Raw genomic sequence first — 20,117 nt, 5'->3', positions numbered from 1 at the left:
CAGAAATCTATGGCGTCGCATTACGAAGCACCAATTAGGAAGCCCCTTGTTATAGGAGACAAAGACTACCACGACGTTTCGGTAGACATCGCAGCTCCTATAGAAGGAAGGGCCAACAGGCAGTGGTGGATAGTATTTTCCATAGCCCTGGCGGCACTACTCTGGGGAATAGGTGCTATTATTTATACGATTTCCACGGGTATTGGTACTTGGGGACTCAATAAGACGGTCAACTGGGCCTGGGACATCACCAACTTCGTATGGTGGGTGGGTATCGGTCACGCCGGAACACTGATCTCAGCGGTACTATTGCTCTTCCGTCAGAAGTGGAGAATGGCGATCAACCGTTCTGCTGAGGCCATGACCATCTTTTCGGTGATTCAGGCTGGATTGTTTCCAATCATCCACATGGGTAGGCCCTGGCTTGCGTACTGGGTAGTTCCGATCCCGAACCAATTCGGTTCACTCTGGGTCAACTTTAACTCTCCTCTGCTTTGGGACGTATTTGCGATCTCTACCTATTTATCCGTATCCCTCGTATTCTGGTGGACAGGGTTGTTGCCCGACTTTGCGATGATTCGCGACAGGGCCGTAAAACCTTTCCAGAAGAAGATCTACAGCCTGGTGAGTTTTGGGTGGACAGGAAGGGCTAAGGACTGGCAGCGCTTTGAAGAGGTTTCCCTCGTTCTGGCAGGTCTGGCTACTCCGCTGGTACTCTCTGTACACACCATCGTATCCTTCGACTTTGCCACCTCCGTGATCCCGGGTTGGCACACCACGATCTTCCCTCCCTATTTTGTGGCCGGGGCGATCTTCTCCGGTTTTGCCATGGTACAGACCCTTTTGATCATCATGAGGAAAGTATCCAACCTGGAGGCCTATATCACCGTTCAACACATCGAACTGATGAACATCATCATCATGGTGACCGGTTCCATCGTAGGGTGCGCCTATATCACGGAATTGTTCATAGCCTGGTACTCAGGGGTGGAATACGAGCAGTACGCCTTCCTGAACCGTGCTACAGGACCTTACTGGTGGGCCTACCTGCTTATGATGAGCTGTAACGTGGTTTCACCTCAGGTGATGTGGTTCAAAAAGATCAGGACCAGTATCGTGATCTCCTTTGTGATCTCCATCGTGGTGAACATCGGGATGTGGTTCGAGCGTTTCGTGATCATCGTGACCTCCCTCCACAGGGATTACCTTCCATCCTCCTGGACCATGTTCTCGCCCACCTTTGTAGATATCGGGATCTTTATCGGAACGATTGGGTTTTTCTTCGTACTGTTTTTATTGTATGCCAGGACCTTCCCCGTGATCGCGCAGGCAGAAGTAAAGTCCATCCTGAAATCCTCCGGATCCAAATACAAGAAATTGAGAGATGCGAGTAAACCCCTTTACCAGATGCCCTCCGGTAAGGCACCGATGAAGGAAACCAGGACAGAAGCCGTTTCCCAGCAAATTCCAAGGGCCGATGCATCCGAACTACTGGCTAAATTAGGAACATTCGATCCTGCGAAGGACAAGGCAGACGATTTGAAAAAGGTAAAAGGGATAGGGCCCAAAATGGAAAAGACCCTGAACCAGATCGGGATATTCACCTTTGCCCAGGTCAGTAAGATGACCGAGGCGGAATACGATATGTTGGATCAACTTACCGGGGCCTTCCCGGGCAGGGCACAGAGAGACGACTGGGCGGGTCAGGCAGAGAAATTAAACAAGAAACAGTAATTATGGCCTCTAAAGTTATACATGCTTATTTCAACGATGATGACATCCTGATGCAGGCTGTCAAAAAGGTAAAGGCTACCAAACACCACATCGAGGAAGTGTATTGCCCTTTTCCCGTACACGGGCTGGACAAGGCCATGGGCCTTGCACCCACGCGCATCGCCATCACCTCCTTCATGTACGGCTGTCTGGGACTGATTGTGGCCATCGTGATGATGAACTATATCATGATCGTGGACTGGCCTCAGGATATAGGCGGAAAACCGAGTTTCAGTTATATCGAGAACATGCCTGCCTTCGTCCCGATCATGTTCGAGATGACCGTATTTTTTGCAGCTCACCTCATGGTGATCACCTTTTACCTCAGGAGCAGGCTCTGGCCATTTAAAAAAGCGGAGAACCCTGATGTGAGGACCACCGATGACCATTTCGTCATGGAAATAGAGGTGCACGGAGATGAGAAAGGCCTGATGACCCTTTTGCAGGAATCGGGAGCAGTAGAGATTAACAAGGTAGAAAAGTAGTTCAGGAGATATGAAGCATTTACTCAAAATAGGAATATTATTCACCGCTTTGGTGGGCCTGATCTCTTGTGCAGACAAGGACAAGCCTAACTACCAGTACATGCCTAACATGTATTTTCCGGTGGGCTATGAGACCTATCAGCAGGTCGACTTCCTGCCCAATGGCTCAGAAGCCATGCAACCGGCAGAGAATACCATCTCCAGGGGTTGGCTGCCCTATGAGTTCGCCAATGATCTGGCCGGCAAGGACATGGCCAGACTACAGCCAAGTCCGCTCGACTCCCTCAATGCGGAAGCCAACCTGGCAGTTGGAAAGGAATTATACGATATCTATTGTGCAATCTGCCACGGAGCAAATGGAGACGGGCAGGGTACACTGGTAAAAAGGGAGAAGATCCTCGGAGTGCCGAGTTATGCCGATGCCGCCAGGAATATCAATGTAGGTTCCACCTACCACACGATCTATTACGGCCTGAATTCCATGGGTTCCTATGCCGGGCAACTCAACTACGAGGAGCGCTGGCAAGTGGCAGAATACGTTATGAAACTCAAGCAGGACCTAACTAAATAAGATACAGACAGCAACTATGTATACGTTTTCTAACAGACTTAAGATCGGAGCAATTGTCCTTATGGCCCTGGGAATCCTTGGGATGGGGGTAGGATTTGTTTCCGTCCCTTCCACACCGGAAGAAGCCAGAGCGATGGTGACTGCGCATGACGACGACGGGCACGGAGGAACGCATGCCGAGGAAAGCGAACATCCTGCTGCGGCAGGTGAGCACCCCGATGCGGCAGAGCACCCTGCTGAAGAAGCCGGTCATGCCGCCGAGTCGGAGCACGGAGCTTCTCACGATGAGCACCTCATGCATCAGCTTCAGAACAGGCCGTGGTCTGCACTCTACGTGGCCGCCTTCTTTTTCTTTATGATATCTCTGGGGGTTCTGGCGTTTTATGCCATACAACGGGCTTCCCAGGCCGGATGGTCGCCCCTGCTCTTCAGGGTTATGGAAGGAATCACCTCCTACCTGGTCCCCGGGGGAATTGTCATCTTTGTTATCTTCATCCTCTCGGTAATGCACTTTAATCACCTCTTCCTATGGATGGATCCGGAAGTAGTGGCTGAGGACAAGCTCATTCAGGGGAAGGCAGGTTATCTGAACCCGACCTTTTTCCTGATCCGCGCCGCGGTCTTCCTCGGTGGCTGGATCCTCTACAGGGAGGTCTCCAGACGTCTGTCGCTCGCTCAGGACGAAGCAGAGGACAACAAAAACTTCGTAAAGAATTTCAGGTGGTCTGCGGGCTTCCTGGTCTTCTACCTCGTCACTGAATCCATGATGTCATGGGATTGGATCATGAGTATCGACCCCCACTGGTTTAGCACCCTGTTTGGGTGGTACGTATTCGCCAGCATGATGGTTTCCGGCATCACTGTGATCGCCATGGTAACCATCTATCTCAAATCCAAAGGGTATTTGCCCGATGTGAATGACAGCCATATCCATGATTTGGCAAAATTCATGTTTGGATTCAGCATCTTCTGGACGTATCTTTGGTTTAGTCAGTTCATGCTGATCTGGTATGCGAATATTCCCGAAGAGGTCACGTATTTCGTTACTCGTATCGAGGATTATAAGTTGCCTTTCTTCGGCATGGTCGCAATGAATTTCGTGTTCCCCCTTCTGGTTCTTATGAACAGTGACTACAAGAGGGTTAACTGGTTCGTGATCATGGCGGGAATCGTAATCCTTGCAGGGCATTACATCGATGTGTTTAATATGGTGATGCCGGGTACTGTGGGTGATCAGTGGTTCATTGGGATCCCTGAACTCGGAGCTGTGTGTTTCTTCGCTGGAATTTTTATTTTATGGGTGTTCAGGTCTTTGACCAAGGTCCCCCTCCAGCCCAAAAGGAACCCTTTTATCGAGGAGAGCAGGCATTTTCACTATTAATGATTACAGTAACTTATTTAGTTTAGATAATGACTACATTACTTACGATACTTGTTTTAATCTTAGTGGCCATCGCGATCTGGCAAATGACCAAGATCTTTGAATTGTCTCAGATCAAGGCAGAGAATTCCCAGGTGGCCAGTGATAAAGACAACAAGTACAACGGGTACCTGATGTTTGCCTTCCTGATCTTTATTTATGGCATCACCATATTTAGTTTCTGGAAATACACCAAGGTACTCCTTCCGGAAGCAGCCTCGGAACACGGGCAGAGTTATGACAGCCTGATGCTCTGGTCATTCGTGATCATCTTCTTCGTACAGACCGTGACCCAGGCCCTCCTTCACTACTTCTCCTACAAGTACAAAGGGGAAAAAGGGAAAAAGGCTTTGTTCTATGCGGATAATGACCGACTCGAATTTATCTGGACCATCATCCCGGTGTTCGTCCTGGCCGGACTTATCCTCTGGGGGCTTTACACCTGGACCAATATCATGGACGTCAATGACGAGGACGATCCGCTTATCGTGGAGCTGTACGCCCAGCAATTCAACTGGACCGCGCGCTACGGGGGAGCAGACAATGTCCTGGGAGGCGCCAACGTGCGCATGATCGATATCGACCGCGCTAACGTTCTTGGGCTGGATGAGTCGGATCCCTATTCGAACGACGATGTGATCGTGAAAGAATTACACCTGCCCGTTGGGAGAAAGGTCAATTTCAGGTTCCGTTCTCAGGATGTATTGCACTCTGCATATATGCCCCATTTCAGGGCGCAGATGAACTGCGTTCCGGGTATGATCACGGAGTTCTCCTTTACTCCTACGATAACCACGGAAGAAATGCGCCTCAACCCCGACGTGATCGACAAGGTGAAGAGGACCAACGCCATCAGGGCGGAACGGGCTGCCAGCGGGGAACCCAATTCCGACCCATGGGAATTCGACTACATCCTGCTCTGCAATAAGATCTGCGGGAAATCCCATTACAACATGCAGATGAAGATCATTGTCGAGTCGGAAGAAGAATACAACGCGTGGATGGAAAGTCAACAGACCTTCTCCCAGCTCATGGCATCCATGAATTAAAATAAAATCAAGGCTAGAAAAGAAAATTAATAAAAATTAAATTAGATTATGTCTGCTACAGCACACGCACATGTTGATGATCACGCTCACGATCATGGGCATCATCACAAGGAGACGTTCGTCACCAAATATATCTTCAGCCAGGACCATAAAATGATCTCCAAGCAGTACCTGATCACGGGTCTGATCATGGGGATCATCGGAATAGCCATGTCGCTTCTCTTCAGGATGCAACTGGCCTGGCCGGGAGAATCTTTTCCCATTTTTGAGGCCCTTCTGGGCAAATGGGCTCCAGACGGGGTAATGGATGCCGATATTTACCTCGCCCTCGTGACCATACACGGAACCATCATGGTGTTCTTCGTACTGACTGCGGGATTGAGCGGTACCTTTAGTAACCTCCTGATCCCATTGCAGATCGGAGCAAGGGATATGGCCTCGGGCTTCCTGAACATGTTGTCTTACTGGATGTTCTTTACTTCGAGTGTCATTATGGTGATTTCCCTCTTCGTGGAAGCAGGTCCTGCGGCTGCGGGATGGACCATCTATCCGCCACTTAGTGCCCTGCCTATGGCTCAGCCCGGATCCGGAATGGGTATGACGCTCTGGCTGGTTTCCATGGCGATCTTTATCGCATCATCACTACTGGGATCTCTGAATTATATCGTAACGGTCATTAATTTGCGCACCAAGGGGATGTCCATGACCAGGCTTCCCCTGACCATATGGGCGTTCTTCGTAACGGCAATTATCGGTGTGATCTCCTTCCCCGTCCTCCTTTCTGCGGCATTGCTGTTGATCATGGACAGAAGTTTTGGCACCTCTTTCTTCCTTTCGGATATTTTTATTCAGGGAGAAGTATTGCATTACCAGGGAGGATCCCCGGTACTTTACGAACACCTGTTCTGGTTCCTCGGACACCCTGAGGTATATATCGTCTTATTGCCTGCTCTCGGTATCACCTCTGAGGTGATGTCGACCAACGCCAGGAAGCCTATCTTCGGGTACAGGGCGATGGTGGCCTCTATTCTGGCCATTGCCTTCCTTTCCACGATCGTATGGGGGCACCATATGTTCATTTCCGGGATGAACCCTTTCCTCGGGTCTGTGTTCACCTTCACAACCCTGTTGATCGCTATCCCTTCGGCAGTAAAGGCATTTAACTATATCACGACGCTCTGGAAGGGGAACCTCCAGTTGAATCCAGCCATGCTGTTCTCTATCGGTCTGGTTTCTACCTTTATCACGGGTGGACTTACCGGGATCATCCTCGGGGACAGTACCCTCGATATCAACGTGCACGATACCTATTTTGTGGTGGCTCACTTCCACCTGGTAATGGGGATTTCTGCACTTTACGGTCTTTTCGCCGGGGTATACCACTGGTTCCCAAAGATGTTCAAGCGCATGATGAACAAGAATCTGGGGTATGTGCATTTCTGGGTAACCGCGGTCTGTGCCTACGGGGTCTTCTTCCCGATGCACTTCGTGGGAATGGCAGGAGTGCCCAGGAGGTACTACCAGAATACGGCCTTCCCGATGTTTGACGAGCTTACAGACGTGAACGTGCTGATCACTGTGTTCGCCCTGATCGCAGGTGCGGCCCAGCTGGTATTCCTTTACAACTTTGTACACAGTATGTTCTACGGCAAACCCACCGTTCAGAACCCATGGAATTCCAACACCCTTGAGTGGACAGCGCCAATCGAGCACTTCCACGGTAACTGGGAAGGAGAGATCCCCCATGTACACCGATGGGCATATGACTACAGCAAAACACTTCCCAATGGGGAGTACGTGATCAAAGGGCAGGATTTTGTTCCCCAGAACGTACCCCTTCACAAGGATGAAGAGGAGTTGAATCACTAAAACCTCCTTTGCAAAACTGAAACCCATCCGTTGAAATTTGATTCGGATGGGTTTTTTGCTTTTTGGTATGGTGTGCTTTGTATTCATGTTCTTGAAGAAATTGTAATATCTTTATTTCAGATAATGTCCAATAATTTCCAGCTTCCATGAAAATAGCCTTGAGATTCCTACTCGTCCTGTTCCTCTTCACCTGTACTTTAGAATTGCAAGCCCAGAGAAAACCCAAATTGAAAGGGAACCGAGAAGTCACTACGGTGACGGAATCCCTTCCGCCTTTTTCCAGGCTCGAACTGCTACACGACCTGCAGATCGTTTTAAAAAGATCCGCGGAAGAAGCGTATACAATTACCGCTGATGATAACCTGGTGGATGTGATCAAGTTCAAGGTGAATGACGGAACCCTGGTTATCTCCTCCTTTTACGATATCACGGCAAAAAAGGAACTTTCCATTGTCGTTTCCTTTTCCCAGCTCGATGCGATCATTGTACAGGCCGGAAGGGTTGAAACCGGGGAAGGGGAAAAACTCAATACCGATGCGTTGCGAATTGAGACCCGGGGAGATTCCCGTGTCGTACTCGATGGAGATGTGGGCAACCTCTCGGTTGAAATGCGGGATAACAGCAAAGGGGAGTTCACTATGACCGCAGACAGCCTGGCCGTAGATATGCGACAAAAGTCGGACGCTCAGCTCTACGTCAATTCCTTTTCAGGCTCTGTAAATATTCAGGACAATACTGTTCTTCAGATGGAGGGCACTTCGGGTAGTTTTGACCTGGAGATAAAAGGGGATGGTAAATTGCGCGCCCAGGACTTTGAGGTGGATGATCTGAGGGCGTCTTTCTCCGGATCAGCGGATACCAGGATCTTTGCGAGGAACCGGCTTCAGATCAGCCTTACCGGGACCTCCAGGTGCTATCTTTTCAGTGAACCCGAGATCACCCTTACCACATTTAAAGACAGCGCTGAATTCTTTAAGCGAAATAAATAAGGTTCCCCTTTCACTTTGGAAAAGGGAACCTCAATGATCTGATAAACCCCGGTTCAGGACTCTACGGAAAGGGAACTTCTGGGTCCGGCCTTTACGATCTCCGCGTTTACACCCTTCTCAAATTTTTTGAAGTTCTCAACAAAAAGGGAAACCAGTTTGTCCTTCACCTGCTCATATCGCTCCTTGTCTTCCCAGGTGTTTTTAGGGATAAGGACCTCGGAAGGTACTCCGGGGCAACTTTCAGGGATCATAAACCCGAATTCTTCATCCTTTACAAAGGAAACACGGTCGAAGTCTCCATGGTGTATGGCATCGATCATGGCCCTTGTGTACTTCAATTTGATCCTGGATCCCACACCATGTGCGCCTCCGGTCCAGCCGGTATTGACCAGCCAGGCGGTAGCTTTGTGATTCCTGATCTTCTCGGCCAAGAGTTCAGCGTATTTGTTGGGATGCCACATCATAAAAGCAGCACCGAAACACGCGCTGAAGGTCGCCTGAGGTTCCGTGATACCCATCTCGGTCCCGGCCACTTTGGCGGTATAACCCGAAATAAAGTGGTAGCTGGCCTGTTCGGGCGTGAGTTTACTCACGGGTGGCAAGACACCAAAGGCGTCGCAGGTCAGGAAGATGATATTTTCCGGATGGCCGGCAATACACGGGATCTGTACATTCTCAATGAAATGGATAGGATAGGATGCCCGGGTATTCTGGGTGATGGAGGTGTCCGTATAATCCACCTTGCGGGTCTCCTTGTCGTACACTACATTTTCCAGGACCGTTCCAAAACGAATCGCGTTGTAGATGTCGGGTTCATTCTCTGCTGATAAATTGATGGCCTTGGCGTAGCATCCGCCTTCTATATTGAAGGTACCCTCGTCTGACCAGCAGTGTTCGTCATCCCCTATGAGTTTGCGTTTGGGATCTGCACTCAGGGTGGTCTTTCCGGTACCTGAAAGCCCGAAGAGAATGGAAACGTCCCCTTTTTCTCCCACATTGGCAGAGCAGTGCATCGGCAGGACGCCTTCCAGTGGCATCAGGTAGTTCATAATTGAAAAGATGCCCTTTTTCATCTCTCCTGCGTACTGGGTTCCCAGTATGACCACTTCTTTGGCTTCCAGGTTCACATCCACGCTGGTCTTTGAGGTCATTTCGGAGGTGTAGCGGTTTGCAGGGAAACCACCTCCATTAAAGATCACATAGTCCGGTTCTCCGAACTGTTCGAGTTCTGCCGCCGTTGGCATGATCAGCATATTCTGCATGAAAAGGGCGTGATAGGCCCGGGTACAGATAATCCTAACTTTAAGCCTGTACTTGGGGTCCCATCCAGCAAAGGCGTCCACCACATAAATACGGGGCCTCGTGTTGAGGTAGTCGAGGGCACGCTCGCGGTTCACCATATAAGTGTGTTCGTCCAGGCCGATATTGATAGGTCCCCAGTCGATATTTTTCTCTGACTCCGGGTTTCTCACTACCCGTTTGTCTTTTGGACTTCTTCCCGTTTTCTCGCCGGAATAGACCAAAAGAGCTCCTACATCGGAAATGGCCGTTCCCTCTTCCTGCCGAAGTCCCAGTTCGTAAAGAACCGGCACGCTGCTGTTCCTGTATATCTCCCTGACCTCGATCCCGTACTTCCTTAAATCAAATGTTCCCATGAATATGATATTTATACTGATTAATTGAATTGCTTTTGTAAAATTTGGAAAATTAGACCAGTTAAAAGATGATATTTGTCATGATAGGAGTTTTGACTACTACCCAGCTGTATTTTAAACTGTAAAAATCCCTTGTGTTTTTCACTATCTTTGAGTTTATGAACGAACATCTGGACCCAACAGCGGATCATTTCTCCCAGGAGGAGCTCGACATAGAAAGGGCCCTGAGACCTGTATCCTTTGACGACTTTACCGGGCAGGAATCCGTGCTGGAGAATCTGCAGATCTTTGTGCAGGCTGCCAATATGAGGAATGAGGCTTTGGATCACACGCTTTTCCACGGTCCTCCGGGCCTGGGTAAGACCACCCTGGCACACATCCTGGCCAATGAACTCGGGGTAGGGATCAAAGTGACCTCAGGCCCGGTCCTCGACAAGCCCGGGGATCTCGCTGGCCTGCTGACCAACCTGGAAGAGAGGGACGTTTTGTTCATAGATGAGATCCACAGGCTGAGTCCTGTGGTCGAAGAATACCTCTACTCTGCCATGGAGGATTACAAGATCGACATCATGATCGAATCGGGTCCCAATGCGAGGTCGGTTCAGCTCAACCTCAATCCCTTCACCCTCATCGGAGCTACCACCAGGTCGGGGTTGCTGACGGCTCCTATGCGCGCGAGATTTGGTATTCAAAGTCGACTTGAATATTACAATACAGAACTCCTTTCCACCATTGTGGAGCGCAGTGCGGAGATCCTGAAAGTGCCGATCACCCAGGAGGCCGCCATCGAAATCGCGGGCAGGAGCAGGGGAACCCCCCGTATCTCCAATGCCCTTTTGAGGCGGATCAGGGACTTTGCGCAGATCAAGGGGAACGGGAAGATAGACCTCGATATTTCCAGGTTTGGCCTCAAAGCCCTGAACGTGGATACCCATGGCCTGGACGAGATGGATAATAAGATCCTGATGACCATTATCGACAAGTTCAAGGGCGGCCCGGTGGGGATCTCCACCCTGGCCACGGCAGTTTCGGAAAGTGCCGAGACCATAGAAGAAGTGTACGAGCCCTTCCTTATCCAACAGGGATTCATCATGAGGACCCCCCGGGGCAGGGAAGTGACCGAGCTCGCCTACAAACATCTGGGGAGGATCAAAGGGGGTACCCAACCCGGCCTGTTCTAGATGGCAGATCTCGCGACCGTTTCTCTCCTTGAAGTGCTGAAGAACAGGAAGCGCATCCTGGCCAACCCCCTGCCTTTCCATTCCGAGAACTTTGAAAGATACGGAGACACTTTTAGGGTGAAGGTAGGACCCGGCAAGCCCGTAGTATTCACCCGCGACCCGGAGATCATACAGCAGGTGCTTCAGAAACAGCAAAAGAAATTCAGCAAATCCCCCCTCCAAACCAAAGACCTGGCCAAGTATATCGGCAATGGCCTCCTAACGGCAGAAGGGGAGCACTGGAGGGTGCAGCGCCGGATGATACAGCCGGCTTTTCACAAGAAAAAGCTGGAAGGCCTCCTGGCTACCATGCGAAAGGCGATCAGAGAAGAACTGGAGCGTATCCTGCCTGGCAGGGAACAGGACGTCTTTCCCCTGATGGGGGACCTGGCCTTTCAGGTGGTGGCCAAATCCCTTTTCAGCAATTCGGATATACGGGAGAGGATGAGGGAATTGCAACACATCACCGAGACCAATCAAAAGATGCTGATCCGTGAGATGCGGCAGCCCTACCTGGTCTGGTGGTTTAAACTCAGCGGTAGAATAAAAAAACACCTGGCCTATTCTGAAAGGGGCCGGGAGATCCTCAATGCCCTTATCGAGGAAAGGGTAACCCAGCAAAGGGAAGAGGACGACCTGCTCGATATGCTTCTCAGAGCCACCTATGAGGACGGTACGCATATGGAGCGCCGCCAGCTCATAGACGAAGTGTTGATCCTCTTCACCGCCGGCCATGAGACTACGGCAAATGCCCTGAGTTTTACCCTCTTCCTGTTAGCGACCCATCCGGAGATACAGGAAAAGGTGTATCAGGAGGTCATGGAAAGTAAAAGGGAGAATGAGAATACCCTGGAAGGAATCGCGCGTTTTCAATACACCCAGCAATGCATAGAAGAGGCGATGAGGTTGTATCCCCCGGTCTATGTGATAGACCGGATGGCAACGGAGGCCGTGGAGCTATCCGGGCACCGCTTTCCGGAGGGCGCGTTGTTATTGATGTCCGTATACGAGTTGCACAGGTACCGGTCTTTCTGGAAGAATCCGGAACTTTTTATGCCCGAACGTTTCAGCAGGGAAAGGAAAAAGGAGATGGGTGCGTACTATTATCCCTTTGGCGCAGGTCCTAGGATGTGTATCGGTAATAACTTTGCGATGTATGAAATGATAATGACCGTTGCCGAAATCATTGGAAATTATCGCCTTTCGTCAGTAAAAAAGAATGTTGAATTGGTGCCTTTAATTTCTCTTAAGCCTAAGTCTGTTCGTATTAACATGCTTCACCGATAGCCGTAATACCCTATTTTTTCGTAAAAAATGTCCCAAAACTGATCAAAGTCATTTCGCTTCTGCCCAATATTTTGTAATTACAATGGGATAAGTTGCGCAAAATCCTCTTGCTCATGATTGATGAAATTATTGTGATTCAAAATGACCGACCAGTTTACTCGAAATACGGAATTCATCAACAGGCTGAAGAATATTCTTGAGGCCCAGATAGGAAATGAATATTTTGGAGTTACAGAACTGGCAAATGAGGTAGGCATTAGCCGGTCAAGCCTGCACCGTAAAGTGCATGCCTTCAATGGTAATTCCACCAGTCAGTTTATACGGGAATTCCGACTGCAGAAAGCAATGGAGCTACTGCTCAAAGGAGAGGAAACGGTTTCTGAGATTGCATATCAGGTTGGCTTCAGCAGTCCTACATATTTCAATACCTGTTTTAAAGAGTACTACGGGTACCCTCCAGGTGAGGCCAAATTAAGGGCAGACAAAATGCCAATGGAATCGGTAACGATTCCCGCTGACGGTGTTAATAAATTGAAGTACATAGCGATTGGTAAATTAAGGTTTACTAAGAAATGGGCTATCATACTTTTAATAGGGATCGGAATAATCGTAAGCTGGACTACTCTCTATTACTTGGGTATCAATAAAGGCGTGAAAGTCGCGAGCACTCCTAATTTAGAGATAGAAAATTCAATTGCTGTCCTGCCCTTTAAGAACTGGAGCGGAGATCCTTCATTGGAATACAGAAGTGATGGGATGACCAATGCCGTTTTAACAAGGCTTAGTTTTGTTGAAAACTTACGTGTAGTACCCTTTACGTCCGTCCTTAAATATAAATTCTCGGATAAGGACGCCCCATCCATAGCAAAAGAACTGGGGGTGCAATACATACTCCAGGGTAGTCTCGAGTTATCCGGAGACAAGGTAAAATTTACTCTGGATTTGATAGACGGCCCCTCTAATACCCTTTTATCTTCCGAGGATTACATGGGGGCATGGCAGGAAGATATATTCGTTATGCAGGCAAAGGTTGTTGAAGATTTGATCGGTCAATTGAATATTGACGTCAACAGTAATGAACTTATAGCAATAGAACGGGTTCCGACACAAAATAAAGAAGCCTACAATATCTGGTTAAAGGCAAAGCATCAGGCTTTGAAGTATACCGAAGCAGGAATGGTCAATGCTATCCCGTTATATCAGGAAGCTATAGGCCTGGATTCTAATTTTGTTGAACCTTATGTGGATCTGGCTCAATTATACCTTTTAGGAGGTGCAAGTTGGGGGTTTTACACAGAAAATGAAGCTTGGGAAATTTCTAAAGACCTATTATTAAAGGCAATTGAGATTGATGATAGCTATTCAAAAGCAAAAGCAGTTTTAAACGATGGCTTATACCTCTATGAATGGGATTTTGAAACCATGGAGCAGAACTATCAGACAAATAGCGACATAAGTATCACCTATTGTCTTATGACGGGAAGGCATGACGAAGCTTTGGCAAGGAATGAATATCTGAATTCAGAAAATCCTGCAAGTGTATTTCTGATCACTTCAAAAGCATTGGCATTATATTTCTTAAACAGAAATGAAGAAGCCTTGAAATTACTAGATAGTTCCGATAATTTGTATTCGGATCACATCATGTATTTAAGGATAGCATCAAGGGTGTATTTCTATATGAACGAATATGACAGATCATACGTTCTTCTCAAAAAATTCCTGCAAAACTATTCGGAACGACCACCAACGGTATTATGGATACTTGCTACATGTGAATATAAAAAGGGCAATATTGAAATAGCTAATGATTATCTGGCACAAATTGAGAACAATTATCAAGAAGGAGCGTCCGGTAGCCCGGCCTGGTTCACAGCACTTTTCTTTGCTTCGATTGGAGACCATGAACAGGCTTTTAAGTGGTTGCAGAAATCATACGACAGGCATGAAGTAGAAATGATATGGTTACGTGAGGAACCCCCTTTAAAACCTTTACGTTCGGATCCGCGCTATGTCGAACTTTATAATAAAGTAGGCTTCCCCATGCCACCGCACCCCAACTGATAAATAGTACTAAAATTCACTTTTCTGCCACCCCTATTAATAACTTTCAAAAAAACTTGTAAGCATCCGGCACATACCTGTTTAGTCCTGCAACACGATTTAAAAGATCTTTGTTGTGTAAATAATTGATTAGTAACCCTTTAAATCGTTAGTCATGAGAAAAGCAGTATTTGGCCTTTTATTTTTAGGTCTTGCCAGCCTGACGTTTGCACAGGACCGTCCAAAGGATGAGGTCCGCACAGTAGAACTGGAGGGTGTTGTGTTAACCTCTCCCAATTATGCATATCTGGCTGAAGTGCAGAATGCAGAATCCTCAGAAGTTGTAAAAAAACTGGAAAGAAAAGTCGCCTCCTTCGACCTTAAGGAATCCCCTATTTATAATAAGATCGATAAAGCATACGAGGTGTTCTTTTCCAATAGCAAAGGGAAGATCTTAGCTGTCTATGATGATAATGGAAAGATCCTTTCTGCCTTTGAAAGATTTGGGGATGTCATTGTTCCGGACCCCATCAGGAATACGGTTTTCCAGGCTTATCCTGACTGGAAGATGAACAGTAATAAATATTTGGTGACCTATTATCACGATAAAGGTGCCAAGAAAACTTACTATTTCCAGCTTGAGAAAAATAATAAGAAGAAAAACCTGAAATTGACATGGGAAGGAATGGAGTATTAGTCGGTAATGACTGTATTGCTAATGAAATCGCCTGAACTTGAGTTTAGGCGATTTTTTTTTTGGATGAACTACTTTGACCGCTGATGATTAGGATTCTGTATTTTTGAACATAATGATGACAGTAAAACAGAGACATACCCAACTTTTAAAAGCCGAAGCCCAACGCCTCGGCTTTTTATCATGCGGTTTTTCTAAGGCCGAGTTCCTTGAGGAGGAGGCACCCAGGCTCGAGAAGTGGTTGAAGCAGGGTATGCAGGGAGAGATGCGGTATATGGAGAATCACTTCGACAAAAGACTCGATCCCCGAAAGCTGGTCGATGGGGCGAAGTCCGTGATCTCCCTTTTGCTCAATTATTACCCTACCCGGCAACAGGAGGAAGGGACCTATAAGATCTCTAAATACGCATACGGGAAGGACTATCACCAGGTGATCAAGGCTAAACTCCGGGAGTTACACGCGTTTATCAACAGGGAAATTGGAGAGGTGAACGGCAGGGCTTTCGTGGATTCAGCACCTGTTCTGGACAAGGCCTGGGCGGCGAGAAGCGGACTGGGGTGGATAGGGAAACACAGTAACCTTCTTACTCAGCAGACCGGTTCATTTTATTTTATAGCAGAGCTGATCGTGGATCTGGAACTGGAGTACGACCATCCCGTCACCGACCATTGTGGTACCTGCACCGCCTGTATTGACGCCTGCCCGACCCAGGCCATCGTACAGCCCTATGTGGTGGATGGGAGTAAATGCATCTCCTACCTCACCATCGAATTGAGGGAGGAGATCCCGAGTTCATTTAAGGACAAGATGGACGACTGGATCTTCGGGTGCGATGTCTGCCAGGATGTCTGCCCCTGGAACCGTTTTTCCAGACCCCACTCCGAACCCCTCTTTGATCCTCATCCTGATCTGCTCGAAATGAGTAAAAAGGATTGGGCTGAGATCACGGAAGAGGTGTTCCGGAATGTTTTTAAAGGATCGGCCGTAAAACGGACAAAATTCAGTGGCCTGAAAAGAAATATCGCTTTTACGAAACCCCGGGACTGACCTCGTTGTCTGCAAATGCAGGCACCCCAATTTTCTTAGATAGGTATGGGGATCTGAGATAAAATGTTATCTTGACGGCTGTTTATCCTAAAAAAGATCCCGGGTTAAGGGAGGCGATCAAGAATATGAACATAAGAAAACCCGAACTCAGTTTTTGGCAGATCTGGAACATGAACGTGGGGTTCTTCGGGATCCAGTTCAGTTTTGGGTTGCAGCAGACGGCGATCAACCCCATATTCTCTTTTTTAGGTGCACACCATGAAGAACTTCCCCTGCTGAACCTGGCAGGTCCTGTGACCGGCTTGTTGATACAGCCCCTGATCGGAGCGATCTCAGATAAGACGTGGTCTCCTAAGTGGGGCAGGAGAAAGCCTTTTTTCCTGATCGGGGCTATTGTTGCCAGCCTTTGTCTTTTCGCCTTTCCTTTTAGTCCGCACCTCTGGTTTGCCGTTGGACTCCTCTGGATCCTGGACGCTGCAAATAATACTGCCATGGAGCCCTACAGGGCCTTTATCGGGGACAAGCTCCCAGACAACCAGCTCACCTACGGTTTTCAGATGCAGAGCCTTTTTGTGGGAGCAGGAATCACCCTGGCTAATTTCTCCCTTTTCCTGTTTCAGGACTGGTTTAGTGTACCCCAGGTAGCGGGTGACCTGTGTACTTCAGGCACGGAGGCGGTCACGGCCATTCCCAAATGGGTGTATTATTCCTTTTTCCTGGGGGCCTTTGCCTCGGTGACCACCATCCTCTGGTCTGTGTGGAAGACCCCTGAGATCCCTCCCTCAGAGGAGGAACTGGCGGTCATCAAGGAGCGGAATGCAGGAAAATTAGGAGCTGAAAAGATCTTTGAACCCCTTGTCGAGATCTTCCACGCCATTGGGGATATGCCCAAGTTGATGTGGAATCTCGCAGGAGTGTACCTCTTTCAATGGTATGCCCTTTTCGTGTACTGGCAGTTCATCACACCCATGCTAAGGACCAGCCTGTACGGTATCAGCAACGAGGATACGAGCAGGTTCGACAACATCATGGCTGCATGCCAGTCGGGTGCTGAGATCAGTGCGACCGACATGACCTTTGCCCAGAATATCCAGCTGCTTTCCGAGCAGGCCCTGGCGCAAACTGGCCTGATGAACGGGACGTACAATATGGTCACGATGATCGTCGCCCTGGCCCTAGTGCCATTTGCTCGAAAGTACAGTTCAAAACTGGTATATGTAGCCAGTTTGTTCCTAACCGGGATCGCTCTGTTGAGCATGCCGTATATCAAAGATCAGTTTCTCCTTTTATTGCCTATGATCCTGTTCGGAATCGGCTGGGCGGCTATGATGGGAATTCCATATGCCATGGTTTCAAAGGTCATACCCGAGGAACGCAGGGGGGTCTATATGGGGATCGTCAATATGATGATCGTTATCCCCATGCTCATACAGACCATCTCCTTTGGTTATGTGATCAAGAACTTTCTCGGCAATAACGCGGTCAACGCCATCCTTTTCGGGGGGGTCTTCTTTATCATTGCGGCCTTCCTCGCTACCCGCCTGAGGGTGTCCAAAGAACACAGGTAGTCCCGAGGACTCCCACTCATTCCCGAATTCTCCACTGCGTATCCCCGATATACAGATGGGGCTAGAAGCGATTCTTTTTCAAGGGAAATACCCTTACATTTGCGAAAGACTTTTAAGATATGGCCAAAGACAAGAAAAGACGGGAAGCCCTTATTTACCATGCAAAACCTACGCCCGGTAAGATCAAGATCGTCCCGACAAAACCATATGCGACACAGAGGGACCTGGCATTGGCCTATTCTCCCGGGGTGGCGGAGCCCTGTCTGGAAATAGCCAAGGATGTTGAAAACGTGTACAAATACACCGCGAAGGGAAACCTGGTGGCGGTGATCTCCAACGGTACGGCTGTCCTCGGGTTAGGGGACATAGGGCCGGAGGCGTCCAAGCCGGTGATGGAGGGCAAATCCCTCCTGTTCAAGATCTTTGCGGATATTGACGGGATGGACATCGAAGTAGATACCAAGGACGTCGATAAATTCATAGAAACGGTAAAAGCCATTGCCCCTACCTTCGGGGGAATCAACCTGGAAGATATTAAAGCTCCCGAAGCTTTCGAGATAGAACGTCGCTTAAAGGAGGAACTCGACATCCCCGTGATGCACGACGACCAGCATGGCACGGCTATCATTTCCTCAGCAGCCCTGATCAACGCTCTGGAACTGGCCGGAAAGAAGATCGAAGAGGTGAGGATCGTGATCAGTGGAGCAGGGGCTGCGGCAATTTCCTGTACCCGCCTGTACAAGGCCCTGGGAGCCAAGGAAGCTAATATCATCATGGTAGACAGCAAGGGTGTGATCCGAAGGGACCGGGAAAATCTCACTGCCGAGAAAAAAGAATTCGCAACAGACCGCGATTTCCATAGTCTCAAGGATGCGCTCAAGGATGCCGACGTCTTCATAGGTCTTTCCATAGCGGATACCATGACCCCGGCCATGCTGAAATCCATGTCCGAGAACCCCATTGTCTTTGCCATGGCCAATCCCGATCCGGAGATCAAATACAGCCTGGCGGTCAAGACGAGGAAAGACGTGATCATGGCAACGGGCAGGTCGGACCACCCGAACCAGGTCAACAACGTACTGGGCTTCCCCTTTATTTTCAGGGGGGCGTTGGACGTCAGGGCCACCAAGATCAATGAGGAGATGAAGATGGCTGCCGTATTGGCACTGGCCCGTTTGGCCAAGCAGCCCGTACCTGAACAGGTGAACATCGCCTATGGGGAGACCCGTCTCACCTTTGGTCGGGAATACATCATCCCCAAACCTTTTGATCCCCGTCTCATCGCTGAAATTCCCCCTGCCGTCGCCAGGGCGGCCATGGAAAGCGGGGTGGCCAAAATGCCCATTGCCGACTGGGAGAAATACCGGGAAGAATTACTGCAACGCTCCGGGGATGACAACAAGGTCATGCGCCTGCTGATGAGCAGGGCAAAGAGCAATCCCAAACGGATCGTCTTTGCGGAAGCAGACCAGCTGGACGTCCTGAAGGCCGCTCAGATCGGCTACGAAGAAGGAATCGCCCATCCCATCTTGCTGGGTAATACGGAAGTGATCAAAGAGCTCAAGAAGGAACTTGAGTTTGATGCGGATGTGCCCATCATCGATCAATACGGGCAGAACTCTTATGATAAACGCATGTATTATGCGCAAAAATACTGGGAGGCCAGGAGGAGGAATGGTGCCACCCTCTACAGTGCGAAAAGTCGCATGAGGGAACGTAACTACTTCGCCTCCATGATGATCCTGGAAGGCGATGCGGATGGGATGATCTCCGGCTATTCCAGGTCTTATGCCACTTCTATAAAACCCGTTTTTGAGGTGATCGGAAGGGCTTCAAATGTGTCCAAGGCCGCTACGGTCCACATCATGATCACCAGCCGGGGTCCCCTGTTCCTGGCCGATACCTCTATCAACATCGACCCAACGGCAGAAGAAATTGCCGAGATCGCCAGGATGACGGCTAATTTGGCCATCGCCTTCGGGTTCGACCCGGTCATGGCCCTATTGTCCTATTCCAACTTTGGCTCTTCGAACCACCCCCACGCGAGAAAGGTAAAGGAGGCGGTCAGGATCCTGCACGAAAATCATCCGGAACTCCAGGTAGACGGGGAAATCCAGACGGATTTTGCCCTGAACAGGGAGCTGCATGAAAGTCAGTTTCCCTTCTCGAAACTGGCCGGGAAAAAAGTAAATACCCTTATTTTCCCCAATCTGGAAGCGGCGAATATCACCTACAAACTCCTCAAGGAACTGCACGCTGCAGATACCATTGGGCCCATTATGCTGGGGCTGAAAAGGCCGGTACATATCCTGCAACTAGGGGCCAGCGTCGAGGAGATGGTCAACATGACCGCCGTGGCGGTGATCGATGCCCAGGAAAGGGAGAAGAGAAGGAATGCAAAGAAAAAACAGAACAGGCGTTGAGGTGTTGATGCCCGTCTGCCTCA

Annotated in this window: 15 protein-coding genes; 14 read left to right on the top strand and 1 reads right to left on the bottom strand. The window is 49.0% G+C overall.

What is annotated here, in order from left to right:
* Window positions 1-9 precede the first annotated feature (9 nt).
* The 7 genes from nrfD to GWK09_RS03205 all read left to right on the top strand — a co-directional run bounded on the left by nrfD (window position 10) and on the right by GWK09_RS03205 (window position 8,156).
* The gene (gene nrfD / locus GWK09_RS03235) at window positions 10-1,734 is read left to right on the top strand and encodes an NrfD/PsrC family molybdoenzyme membrane anchor subunit (RefSeq protein WP_163691571.1); all 1,725 of its coding nucleotides are present in this window, start codon (window positions 10-12) and stop codon (window positions 1,732-1,734) included.
* 2 nt (window positions 1,735-1,736) lie between these two features.
* Window positions 1,737-2,258 (top strand): DUF3341 domain-containing protein, encoded by a 522-nt coding sequence (locus GWK09_RS03230; protein ID WP_163691570.1) that lies wholly within the window; start codon window positions 1,737-1,739, stop codon window positions 2,256-2,258.
* 10 nt (window positions 2,259-2,268) lie between these two features.
* The gene (locus tag GWK09_RS03225; RefSeq protein WP_163691569.1) at window positions 2,269-2,829 is read left to right on the top strand and encodes a c-type cytochrome; all 561 of its coding nucleotides are present in this window, start codon (window positions 2,269-2,271) and stop codon (window positions 2,827-2,829) included.
* Window positions 2,830-2,845: 16 nt separating this feature from the next.
* Window positions 2,846-4,210, top strand: a complete 1,365-nt coding sequence (locus tag GWK09_RS03220) for a quinol:cytochrome C oxidoreductase (protein ID WP_163691568.1) — start codon at window positions 2,846-2,848, stop codon at window positions 4,208-4,210.
* Between the two features lie 29 nt (window positions 4,211-4,239).
* The gene (locus tag GWK09_RS03215) at window positions 4,240-5,298 is read left to right on the top strand and encodes a cytochrome c oxidase subunit II (protein WP_163691567.1); all 1,059 of its coding nucleotides are present in this window, start codon (window positions 4,240-4,242) and stop codon (window positions 5,296-5,298) included.
* A 48-nt stretch (window positions 5,299-5,346) separates the two neighbouring features.
* Window positions 5,347-7,167, top strand: a complete 1,821-nt coding sequence (locus GWK09_RS03210) for a cytochrome c oxidase subunit I (RefSeq protein WP_163691566.1) — start codon at window positions 5,347-5,349, stop codon at window positions 7,165-7,167.
* Window positions 7,168-7,313: 146 nt separating this feature from the next.
* Window positions 7,314-8,156, top strand: coding sequence for a GIN domain-containing protein (locus tag GWK09_RS03205; protein WP_163691565.1), 843 nt, complete (start codon window positions 7,314-7,316; stop codon window positions 8,154-8,156).
* 53 nt (window positions 8,157-8,209) lie between these two features.
* Here the strand turns inward: GWK09_RS03205 and pckA are convergent, their stop codons facing one another.
* Complete coding sequence (gene pckA, locus GWK09_RS03200; RefSeq protein ID WP_163691564.1) at window positions 8,210-9,811, bottom strand: phosphoenolpyruvate carboxykinase (ATP); 1,602 nt, start codon at window positions 9,809-9,811, stop codon at window positions 8,210-8,212.
* 158 nt (window positions 9,812-9,969) lie between these two features.
* Between pckA and ruvB the strand changes: the two genes are divergently transcribed.
* From ruvB to GWK09_RS03165, 7 genes are all read left to right on the top strand, one after another.
* Entirely contained in the window at window positions 9,970-10,992 is a 1,023-nt protein-coding gene (ruvB, locus tag GWK09_RS03195; RefSeq protein ID WP_163691563.1) for a Holliday junction branch migration DNA helicase RuvB, read from the top strand.
* Window positions 10,993-12,318, top strand: coding sequence for a cytochrome P450 (locus GWK09_RS03190; protein ID WP_163691562.1), 1,326 nt, complete (start codon window positions 10,993-10,995; stop codon window positions 12,316-12,318).
* Between the two features lie 141 nt (window positions 12,319-12,459).
* Complete coding sequence (locus GWK09_RS03185) at window positions 12,460-14,382, top strand: helix-turn-helix domain-containing protein (RefSeq protein ID WP_163691561.1); 1,923 nt, start codon at window positions 12,460-12,462, stop codon at window positions 14,380-14,382.
* A gap of 154 nt (window positions 14,383-14,536) precedes the next feature.
* Window positions 14,537-15,058 (top strand): nicotinate-nucleotide adenylyltransferase, encoded by a 522-nt coding sequence (locus tag GWK09_RS03180; RefSeq protein ID WP_163691560.1) that lies wholly within the window; start codon window positions 14,537-14,539, stop codon window positions 15,056-15,058.
* 115 nt (window positions 15,059-15,173) lie between these two features.
* Window positions 15,174-16,103 (top strand): tRNA epoxyqueuosine(34) reductase QueG, encoded by a 930-nt coding sequence (gene queG, locus GWK09_RS03175; RefSeq protein WP_163692489.1) that lies wholly within the window; start codon window positions 15,174-15,176, stop codon window positions 16,101-16,103.
* A gap of 125 nt (window positions 16,104-16,228) precedes the next feature.
* Complete coding sequence (locus tag GWK09_RS03170) at window positions 16,229-17,671, top strand: MFS transporter (protein WP_163692488.1); 1,443 nt, start codon at window positions 16,229-16,231, stop codon at window positions 17,669-17,671.
* Window positions 17,672-17,790: 119 nt separating this feature from the next.
* Window positions 17,791-20,094, top strand: a complete 2,304-nt coding sequence (locus GWK09_RS03165) for an NADP-dependent malic enzyme (RefSeq protein ID WP_163691559.1) — start codon at window positions 17,791-17,793, stop codon at window positions 20,092-20,094.
* Window positions 20,095-20,117 lie beyond the last annotated feature (23 nt).

This window comes from Muriicola jejuensis (genome assembly GCF_010671595.1).
GTDB classification, from domain to species: Bacteria; Bacteroidota; Bacteroidia; order Flavobacteriales; family Flavobacteriaceae; genus Muriicola; species Muriicola jejuensis.
This window is presented reverse-complemented; position numbering and strand designations above follow the sequence as displayed.